Source organism: Bacillus sp. 41-22 (genome assembly GCF_025809295.1).
In the GTDB taxonomy this organism is placed as follows: domain Bacteria; phylum Bacillota; class Bacilli; order Bacillales; family Bacillaceae_G; genus Bacillus_A; species Bacillus_A mycoides.
In genome coordinates this window covers 2,457,920-2,468,773 of the sequence record NZ_CP084035.1, presented here as the reverse complement: position 1 = coordinate 2,468,773, position 10,854 = coordinate 2,457,920, and the positions used below count along the sequence as shown (strand labels likewise).

Annotated in this window: 10 protein-coding genes; 2 read left to right on the top strand and 8 right to left on the bottom strand. The window is 30.6% G+C overall.

All coding sequences use genetic code 11. From position 1 onward, the window contains the following. Positions 1-33: 33 nt before the first annotated feature. The 8 genes from LCF45_RS12555 to yqeK form a co-directional block, all read right to left on the bottom strand. A complete protein-coding gene (locus tag LCF45_RS12555; protein WP_078214713.1) occupies positions 34-3,204 on the bottom strand; it encodes an ATP-binding cassette domain-containing protein in 3,171 nt (1,056 codons plus the stop codon). A gap of 79 nt (positions 3,205-3,283) precedes the next feature. Beyond that, positions 3,284-3,763, bottom strand: a complete 480-nt coding sequence (locus tag LCF45_RS12550; protein ID WP_002127512.1) for an SRPBCC family protein — start codon at positions 3,761-3,763, stop codon at positions 3,284-3,286. 421 nt (positions 3,764-4,184) lie between these two features. Further along, positions 4,185-4,748: a class I SAM-dependent methyltransferase gene (locus tag LCF45_RS12545; protein WP_078203943.1), complete on the bottom strand. Its 564-nt coding sequence runs from the start codon at positions 4,746-4,748 to the stop codon at positions 4,185-4,187. 192 nt (positions 4,749-4,940) lie between these two features. Beyond that, positions 4,941-5,789, bottom strand: a complete 849-nt coding sequence (locus LCF45_RS12540) for a GNAT family N-acetyltransferase (protein WP_002127510.1) — start codon at positions 5,787-5,789, stop codon at positions 4,941-4,943. A 27-nt stretch (positions 5,790-5,816) separates the two neighbouring features. After that, on the bottom strand, positions 5,817-6,557 hold the full coding sequence (locus tag LCF45_RS12535) for a class I SAM-dependent methyltransferase (protein ID WP_003189388.1): 741 nt from the start codon (positions 6,555-6,557) through the stop codon (positions 5,817-5,819). Between the two features lie 48 nt (positions 6,558-6,605). Beyond that, entirely contained in the window at positions 6,606-7,316 is a 711-nt protein-coding gene (gene mtnN / locus LCF45_RS12530; protein WP_002016571.1) for a 5'-methylthioadenosine/S-adenosylhomocysteine nucleosidase, read from the bottom strand. Between the two features lie 24 nt (positions 7,317-7,340). Then, positions 7,341-8,015 carry a DUF3885 domain-containing protein gene (locus tag LCF45_RS12525; RefSeq protein ID WP_263894861.1) on the bottom strand — a complete coding sequence of 225 codons (675 nt, stop codon included), beginning with the start codon at positions 8,013-8,015 and terminating at the stop codon, positions 7,341-7,343. A gap of 13 nt (positions 8,016-8,028) precedes the next feature. Next, positions 8,029-8,637 (bottom strand): bis(5'-nucleosyl)-tetraphosphatase (symmetrical) YqeK, encoded by a 609-nt coding sequence (gene yqeK, locus LCF45_RS12520; RefSeq protein ID WP_002168331.1) that lies wholly within the window; start codon positions 8,635-8,637, stop codon positions 8,029-8,031. Between the two features lie 197 nt (positions 8,638-8,834). Between yqeK and LCF45_RS12515 the strand changes: the two genes are divergently transcribed. Together LCF45_RS12515 and LCF45_RS12510 are read left to right on the top strand one after the other, a co-directional pair. Beyond that, the gene (locus LCF45_RS12515) at positions 8,835-9,530 is read left to right on the top strand and encodes a response regulator transcription factor (RefSeq protein ID WP_002016575.1); all 696 of its coding nucleotides are present in this window, start codon (positions 8,835-8,837) and stop codon (positions 9,528-9,530) included. Next, on the top strand, positions 9,520-10,677 hold the full coding sequence (locus LCF45_RS12510) for a sensor histidine kinase (RefSeq protein WP_002085430.1): 1,158 nt from the start codon (positions 9,520-9,522) through the stop codon (positions 10,675-10,677). Before LCF45_RS12515 ends, LCF45_RS12510 begins: the two co-directional genes overlap by 11 nt. The last annotated feature ends 177 nt before the right edge of the window (positions 10,678-10,854 follow it).

The following is a 10,854-nucleotide window of genomic DNA, read 5'->3' as shown; positions in this document are numbered from 1 at the left end:
CCTAACTGACCACTATTTTTTATTCTTCTTAATTTAATTATTTTTCTCAAGACATTCATAAACTGCCATCATTTCTCGCTTATTCAACTCACGAATTCGATTAAATATTAGAATGTCTGGAACATCCTCAGTTCGTAAGCTTTCATCCACAACATCACTAACTTTTCCAGTTAACCATGTTTGTACATCTATGCCATCAACAATTTCTTTAAGCCCTTCATCATTAATACCACTTGCATTACAAGTTATACATGGAATTGTTAATTTAAACACGCCATCATGTAGATTATCCTCGGTTATAACTTTTTTTCCGTTACAGAATGGACATGGGTTGCTTTTTTTAATTTTATTAATTTGGGTAACTAATTTTTTATAACCAAATGCTTCATACACATATGTTAATTTTTTATATTTTCCATTTGTGAAATACTTATCTATGATAGTTTCTCTTGTTTCATTGATATTTTGGAAATCACAAATAGTCACCTTATTATTATTGCTGATTGATTCGATATTACCTTTAATTTGGCTCCAGAATGGTAAAACATTTTGTAACACCATTTCATAGTTTGAAAAGCTTGCTTGTTCTAATTCAAACATTTTCAGTGCAACTTGTGTTTTCCTAGGCAGTAACGAGACATCTTCTGTCATAATCATATTGTCACCTACGATAGATTTCAATTTGATGAGTACAGGTAAATCTCCTACAATTTTTATTATTTCATTAAGCGGCTGATTGATAATTTCACGAATATCTGTATCTCCAAATTTAAGCGATTTTTGGTGATTTAATACAGTTGCCTCACAAATTGGACATGTCATCATTTCTTTAGAAGTCTTAATATCTTCTTTAATAGCTGCTTTTGAAATAACAATATATCCGCCAATAATTGTATTAAATCCTACCCATGTTCTACGTGTCTTTCCTTTCTTATCATAAAAGGACTTATCAAAATAGCCGTACCAAAATGTATGTTTTTCTTCCTCAGACATATCATTATAGCTCTTTGACAAATCATGACCAAGCTCATTTTTAATTTCTTCAAATAGAAATTCTATTTTTTCATATTGATAAAATTTTAATACTTTCATGATTTCCGGATCGAATAGACCATCCCAAAATGGAACATTTTTATCTTGAATTGTAATTTCTTTATCAAAAACTTCAATTTGAAGACGTCCCGAACATGATGGGCAATGATTATCCTGAGAATAGAAATCGAAGCTTCTCGTATCTTTATTAGTCGGATGAGCAGCTACAATATGATTGATCAATCCACCAATTTCATATAAGAAACTATATTGACTATACAAATGTCTTTCGAGATCAATAGCAACTACAGGTGCAATTGTATCAGATTCGTATTCACCGTAAATTAAACGAGCCATTGATGATAAGCTTTTTAATATGCCACCCTTATAGATGTTTTCTGCATTTTTAAAATAATCAATATGATTTTCTTCTAAGTAATTAATTCCATTTTGTTGATTCAGTGTTGAAGAAATATGTATTTGCTCAGCATTATTCACACTGCTTTTTTGACGATAATAATCATCATGACTTACTACATCAAGATGCTCTATAGATTCAAGCTGTCTTTTTCCAAAATCGACAATATAATCAGAACTTTCTAGCATGTAACTGTTATGCTCAATCATTATGATAGAGACTGATTCATCTTGTAATATCCCTCTAACACTATCTATAAATTGATTTAAAATATTTTGCGATAAACCTTTTGAAGGCTCATCAAAAATAAACAATGTATGTGGATTTCTTGTTTTTGCAAATAACTCAGAAACTAAATGAACACATTGAAACTCACCCGTTGATAATGTTTGTGTTTTTCGTTCTAATGTTAAATAGCCCAGTCCTAATTTGATTAGTAGGCTCAAGCGTTTATACGCAATATCTTCGTTTGGAATTTCATCAATAATATCCTCAATTGAGCGCTCAAAAATATCATCAATTTCTTCACTATACTTTGTCAGTTTCTTTTTAATATCTAAGAAAGTTGCTACAGTTGATCGACTTGTAATCGATTGGTTTCGATCTTGCCCTACCATAACTAGTTTATCTTTTGGATATCGTTTCAAGAAATCTGTAGCTAAACACTCATTGACAAGTGTAGATTTCCCGCATCCAGACTCTCCTGTAACAGTTACAAGTCTATTTTTAGGAATCTGAAACTCAGTCATTTGGATATTTCGGCAATATAATTCATGGAATGTATAATATTCTGTTGGCATTTTGTAATTTCGTTCCGATAGTATTGGCTTTGGCCTTGGTGATTCTTTTACGATTTTTCCACCATATTTTCCACTACCAGGTCCGAAGAACATTTGCTCATCCGTTGTATCCAGTACTGTATCTGAATGATCAATGAGCCAAATTTGATTTTTGCACCCTAATTTTTCGATCTCTTCTAATATTTGTAATAATGTTTCGTGATCAAGCCCCACGGAAATCTCATCAATAATAATTACAGCATTTTCACTTACTGCCATGAATTCAGCTAAGTAAAGTCGTGTTAATTCTCCACCTGACAACGTACCCATAATTCGATTTAATGTTAAATAACCAATGTTCATATTGATAATATTTTGCAGTATATGTTGTTTTGCTTCACTAATATTTAATTCTTCTGCTAGTGAAAGAATAGATTCAACACTTAAATCGTTAATATCCGAAATTGTATGTGATTCAGCAAATAACTCAATAGTACGTTGTTCAACTTCTTCACTATAACGTTTCCCCTTACATTTTTTACACTCAATATTTTTAGTAGTACCACGCCCTTTACAGCCAGCACACCAACCTAATTGATTATTAAATGAAAAGACTTCAGGAGAAAGATTAAATTCTTCCGCTAATTTTTCACGAATCTCTTTAAAAACACCTGTATGAGTACCAATCGTCGAACGCGGATTGGAAGAAATTGATGATTTCCCTAAAAAAAGTACTAAAGGCATTTCTTCCATTTTAATTGCACTAAAATTAGTTTCCATAATATTAGGAAATAAATATTGATATTCAGCCTTTGGCAATAAGGAAACTAGACGCTTCTTTGATTCTTCACCAATTGTTTGACAAAGAGTTGTTTTTCCAGATCCAGATAAACCAGCAATACCAAGTGATTTATTAAACGGAATAACAGTATCAAGTTTATTTATGTTATTAGCAATTAATTGATTTACTTTCATATTAACCTCTATTCTTATTTTTCCACAAAATCATTTTTACAATATAATAATTACATAATGAATATTACCTATTATACAATTACCCTCTCACTTCTTGAATCTTATCCTTGTATTTTTCGAACCATTGTTGCCATTCGTTTTTAGAAAATTCCTTCTCTTCCTCTTCTAAAACTGAAGAAAAAAGGTCAAGACAAATATGCCAACCAGCTATATCTTTTGGTGTATGATCAGTTAATTCATGAATGTATTCTTTAAGTAGTAAAAGAGAACCATTTTCCTCTTTATGTATTTCAAATCGGACACGATCTTTATCCCATGTGAATTCAAGTACTGAATTTAGTTGGCACTCTAAAATATCAATATTTAAAAATGAACCATCCATCATGTCGAACTTTATAATTCCACCTGTTTTAAGGTTTTCAATCTGTAAATTAGACATCCATTTTTTAAGCTTGCTGTTTTCAGTTAAAACAGACCAAACTTCCTCTATTGTATTGGGAAATTGGCGTTCAAATTTTATAATATAGCCATCAGTTTGTTTCTCTATTTGAGCTAACATATTTATTTCCTCCTACTCTTGTATAGAATGTATGTTCCTGTTTTATTTTACACGAATTTATGTATAAAAGAAATCTCTATGGCAATGAAATATTAATTTAATGTGTGAATGGTATCTTGAACATTGATTGATTTATCATATATTCTCTCCATGTGTTTATTACAATAGGCGTACCTCAACATTTCCGCAAAAAAATTCAACATGAGAAAACGTTGATTTATTTACTTTATATGATATTTCCATTAAATATTTAAAAGCAATTTCCTTTAAGATAAATGGTGTTAATAAGAGCTAATATAGTATTCAAATCAAGTTATGTATGTCTAATTCCTTGCTAAACGTAGGTTTACAAAACAAATAAAAAAAGCCGCATTTGCGACTCATGAACTGATAGAACTAACACCTATTCTAGGTGAATGACTTACCTTTTAATCGCGTCAACAATTAGCGATGGAAAACCAAGTTTATCGCCTCGATTTCTAGAATCATACCTTTTCGAACGGAAAATAACACCATCGTTTGGATCCCATTCATTGTAATAAAATTGACCATTTTCATCACAATGTTCAAGTAAAACTACCTCTAATCCAGCGGTTTCAAACATTTTCGTTAATGTTTTATAATTATGAACGATTTTATGACTTGCAGCTGGGTGGTCTTTCGGGCCAGGTCCGCCTATTTGAACTATATTTTGGTAGGTTTCATCTCGGAAAAATGCATCTGGGACTCCGCACCGAATATGACCTGATGGCTTTAAAAATTTATAACAAATTTCAGCTGCTTTTACACCTTCTTCAAAAGTAAGATGTTCCCATACATGCTCTGCTAAAATAGCTGAAATGGAATTGTATTCAAATCTTTCTTCCCAAGTGGTATTGTCTAGTAAATTAAGTTCATCTTCTTGCGTTTGAACCCAACCTGGATTATTATTAAATACTCCAGCTCCGACTACTACTTTAATTTCGTCTTGCTTAATTGCCATCACTTTCACCTCATAAATCTTTTAATGTATTAATATATTCTATGTTTACTATACATTTTCCTTTTTCAACTAAAGTGCCAGTTAGCTCAATAAGATAGGTAACAAAACTTCTGTTGTTTTTACTTATCCTCCCACATACAGCAAAAACGTTTATAGTGCAAAATAAAAAGCGAAAAGAATAATTCCTTCCGCTTTTTATAGCAATAAATACATTTCATATTGTGCTAAAGAATTCTTTTCAAATCCAGATTTCTTTAAAAACCCTTCCAGTAAATTGTTGTTTGGAAACCCAATTGATAAACTTGATAACTTTAATTCTTCACTTGCTACCTGTAATAATTTCGTCCCAACACCAATATTTCTATAGTCTTTGTCTATGAAAATAAAACTAATTTTACCTTGTTCATTTATACATACAGTACCTTTTAGATCATTATCGAAATATGCACCGTAAAATGTATGATTTGTTTTTTCGATATAATTAATATCATTTTGCCAATTTATATGGAAGTTTAACCATTTCTGAATCTCAACTTTAAATGTTGGAAATTCTAATTGTTTTACTTCAATATTTTTATTACCTTTATTCATTATTTTAGTTAAATCATTTAAATTATAATAAGAAAGATCATATACTTTTTCATAACCTAATTTGTTATAAAAATGAATCGCCCGATCGTTTCCTACAATAACTTCAAGAAAAAGCTGCTTACATTTATTTTGTGTCGCTTCTTCTTTATGTAACCCAAATAACTTTTGACTTACACCAATGCCTCGAAATTCTGGATGAACAGCTAATGTTCCGCAGCGCATTGTTTTTATACTTTCATATACCTTAATACCACCAAGTATTACACCAACACATTCGTCACCGTCTAAAGCAAGAAAGGAGTGTTCTAGCGAATTCCCTTCTGGCCCAAAAAATCTTTTTATAAAATCTTCTTTTGAAACTTCCAGTTTAATGATGTAATCTGAAAATCCATCCTTAAAAGCTTTATACACTAAATCTATACTTACTTCACTACATCTTTTGTATTGAATCATATAAGTATAATCCCCCGCTTTGACTTGTTATAAACTGCATTCAAATACATGAAATGAATTACCTTCACCATATCCATCTTTTATTTCATGAACAACAATTTGACTAAAACCATTAGTAATAAGTATATTTTCAAATTCTTTTAAATCATATAGTCTTATAGGAAAATCCATAATCTCAGTTTCTTTTATTTTCTCATCATGAATGATTTCATATTTCAGTATAATATTTAGAAGTTTTTGCGCCTTATCATATGAAACTTTTCTATACTCAACAATTAATTCATTGTTAATTTCTTTTCTATTTGTCTCTATCCAATCTAAAATTTGTTCTGTCTCACTTCCACCTTGTACAATTGTCAGAAGTAATTTGCCATTTTCCTTTAAGTTGTTTTTCATATTTTGAAGACTATTGTCTACTAAATTATTTGGTAAAAGTGAAAATGAACCGATAGGAATCATAATAAGATCATATTTTTTATCACTATGATATTCTTCTATTCTTCCTTGTGACACAACCGGTTTTAAGTTTAATTTTTCTGCTTTATCTTTACAAACTTTAAGCATATCTTTCGAAATATCAAACCCTTCTATATTCACACCATTTTGCATAAAGGGAATTAACATTCTACCATTTCCGCACATTGGTTCTAACACATGTATATTTTTATCTTTTGCAAAAGAAAGATAAAAATCCAATTCTTTTCCGGCTGCAATTGATTTATCACTTTCATATATCTTTGTACAAAGTTCTCCATAATACGTATGCAATTATAATTCACCTCTTAATTTGAAATGAGCGGGATATTCCCCCTCTTGTTATCTATTGTTAACTACAGTAATCTCATAAACACGTAAAAAAGTAATTAAATGCTCACACGCTCGTTCACATGCTAACATTTTAAAAACCTTTTGTTCTTCTTTCGTTTTGTCATTCGCTTGATCTGAGGCAGCTTTTAAACATAGAAATGGTTTGTTATTTACACGACATACATAAGCAAATGCTGCCACTTCTTGATCAACGGCTAAAGCACCGTATACAGTATGAAGTAAATACCTCATTTCTGAACTTCGAATACGTTGATCTCCAGATAGAAATGTACCAAAATGGACCGGGTCATACGAACGCAATTTCTTCATTCGTTTTACGAGTGATTTAGTTGTTTCAATAGGTGCTGTTCTACCATCATATAGATTAAAACTATCTTCTCCTGAACCAGCCGCTGTAACATCATGCTGCAAAGTATTAAGAGCTACAACGATGTGTCCATTTTTCACCTTATCTGATAAACTCCCGCAAATCCCTGTCATAAATAACTGGTCTGGCTGGAATTCACTTATTAATAGTTGTACACAACTAGCACAACTTACTTTACCGACACCAGTTACAACTGAAATAACTTCTAATTCATTAATAGAATGAAAATGAAATTCCCAAGCTGCTATTTTTTCTACACGCTCACTTGGATAATGTTGATGCAAATACGTAAGCTCTGGTTCCCATGCAGATACAATTGCGATCCTTTTCATTACACACTTCACTTCCTCCTATTTTCATTTAAATAAGTCATCTATACTCTCTCGTTCATATTCTGGTATCCACTCTTTATACTTCTCATATAAATCCCGTATCTTTTCTTTATTCTTCGCAATTACTTCACATCCTCTATCATCATAAATAAACATGATAATATCCTTTGTTACATTTATAAAAAATACATCTGGATGTGAAATTTCTTTTTTTCGCCCTAGACGTGGACGTAGGTCAGGGAAATCTTCATGATTAGCTGCTTGAATAAGCGGTTCATATTTAATATCTTCAGCAAGACATTTTAAAGAAAATTGATATGTACAATATAAGTCAGCTTCTTCATCCTCAAATAGAAAAGGGAATGTTTCTTGTCTTATATGAAACTTTAAATCCCTCTTTTTAATAAACCTATTGTATACATTTATTTTCTGCGCATTTTTTATATTTTCCTGTTTAAATCGATAAACATTTGTGACTAAAAAGACGGTATCTTCTTTTGAAAATATATCTTTAAATAGACTTTTATTATACCTATATAGTTGTGTAAAATATTCCATATTATACGTGTTACCATCTTCTTTGAATTGATATTTATCTTTCCCAAAATCAAAATGAAAATGATTTTCCCACTGAAAGTATATGGACGGTACTAACGTAACTCCTGGGAATGTTTGATTCATATATTCTTTAAATTGCATTTTTATACCCTTTCTACTCTACAATTTCTTTTAAATACCAATATGCTTCTTCTAACCACGGGTGTATGACTTTTAATGTATATTTTCTTTCCCACAAATATGAAATATATACAAAAGCAGCATGTTCCAAAGATTTTTCCAATCCTTTTTTTACCTCAATTAAATATGACGGTGTCCCTATTTGATCCCATTCTAATTTATCAGCAATAAATAATACTAAATCCATCTTCGTTGCATGTTTATGCAACGTAGTGTGGCAACTGATTGCATTTAAAACTTCTTCATCCTCTATTTTGAATATCTCTTTTGCAATTACACTCGATAATTTTTGATGAATAATCATTGGAAACTCTCGTTCTTCTTGTAATATTTCTATGCCAAATTCTTCAGCAACTGCAATCCGCTCCTCATTCGGAAAGATTGCACTAATATCATGTAAACACCCTGCAATCGCTGCTTTTTCTTCATCTTCATAAAATATTCCTGCAATTTTTCTCGCCTCATTTGCCACACGAATTGAATGTTTATATGTAAATTCTTTATTGTATTTTAATAGAAAAGCTTTAATATCATTTTCTATTTTTCCAGTTGGAGTAAATGAATATATATCATTATATAACATAGCAAGTCCCCCTTATAACTATCTTTCAGTATACTGTGGAGTTTAAATATCCTTCTTATTTTATATTCGTTATGAATGTTTTAATTCCTTTTTAATACGATACATGAAATTTTATGTAGAAACATTACTACAAAATACATAAATGTTTGATATTATAGTAATGTTGATTAATTGTAAGGAAAGGAACTAACTATAAAATGAATAAAAACATATTAATTATTGATGATGATAAAGATATTGTAGAATTACTGGCTGTTTATTTACGAAATGAAGGCTATAACATTTATAAAGCTTATGATGGTGATGAAGCATTACAAATGATATGTACATATGAAGTTGACCTTATGCTTTTAGATATTATGATGCCAAAACGAAACGGATTGGAAGTTTGTCAAGAAGTGCGTGAAAATAATACTGTACCTATCCTTATGCTTAGTGCAAAGGCTGAAGATATGGATAAAATTTTAGGACTTATGACCGGCGCAGATGATTATATGATTAAACCGTTTAATCCACTAGAATTAGTGGCTAGAGTGAAGGCTTTATTACGAAGATCCTCTTTCCAAAATGCTACTTCCCAAAAGAATGAAGATGGTATTATTCGTATTCGTTCTGTTGAAATACATAAACATAATCATACTGTTAAAGTAAATGGAGAATATATTAAACTCACCTCTATCGAATTTGATATTTTATATTTACTAGCGAGTAATACTGGAAGAGTATTTAGCTCTGAAGAGATATTCGAACGAGTTTGGAATGAAGACGGTTATGGTTCTAATAAAACGGTAATGGTCCATATTAGTAATTTACGCGATAAACTTGAAACCGTAATGAATGGTGAAAAACTAATTCATACGGTTTGGGGAGTAGGATATAAAATTGAGAAATGAAGCATTTGATATATTAAAAGATATACCAAAGTGGAAGCTTATTTTTTGGCTTTTATTAGCTATCACTCTTACACCAATTACCGAATTAATTATATTTCGCCTCGTAACGAGTGTAATTGAGAGTTCACTTACTCTAAGCGAACTAGGAAAAGAATTCATTAGAATTTTTGGCCATGAAAAATATATTGGATTAAAAGAGTCTTTATGGATGATGATTGTATCTTATTTGTTTTTATTTTCTATTTTCTCATCCTATTTATACATTTTTTATCGTCATGAAAGAAAGGTTTACTATGAAACTTGTATAAAAAAAATGATTGAAGAGATTCGGTATATTGCAAGTGGAAACTTTAATCATAAAGTTTCCATCGTACACCATAATTATTTAGAAGAACTGGCAACTGGGGTCAATCAAATTATTGAGCAATTAAAAGTTTCGATTGATGAAGAAAGACAGGCAGAACAAGCAAAAAGCGAACTTATTACAAATGTATCACATGACTTACGAACCCCTCTTACATCTATAGTTGGATACGTAAATTTAATCCATCATGATAATTATAGAGATGAAGTAGAATTACGATACTATATTCAAGTCATTTACGATAAAGTAACTCGTCTTAATGCATTAATGAATGACTTGTTTGAATATACACGCGTTCAAAATAAAGAGTTAAGTTTATATTCTGCTCCCATTGATATTGTAGAATTGCTTGGACAATTAACTGTCCAATTTCGGATACAGCTTCAAGAAGCTAATATTGAATGTCGCCCTTCTTTCCCATCTCAAAAGCTAATGGTACTAGCTGATGGGGATAAATTAGTACGTGTGTTTGAAAATCTAATCATAAACGCTATTACTTATGGAAATGATGGAGATCATATTGATATTACCGCTTACGAAAGCAATAACATGATTACAATTGATATAACAAATTACGGACAACCTATCCCTAGTACTGATTTACCTCATATTTTTGAACGTTTTTATCGTGTTGAAAAATCACGTTCAACAAACACTGGTGGATCTGGGCTCGGATTAGCAATTGCAAAAAGTATTGTTGAATTGCATAAAGGAACAATTGAAGTATATAGCGATGATAAAAAAACAACTTTCACTGTAAAATTACTCCCTTATAAAGCTTAATACCACATATTTATAGGTTCAATTTTTTATCATATAAAAAATTGAACCTTTTATATTCCATCAATATCCAAAATTTAATAATCCTTTATAATTCTTTAGAAATTCTTTACCTTTTCTTTCTTCCTAATTAAGCATTCCTTTTTACAATAATATTATTGATGTAATAGTAGGAGGATC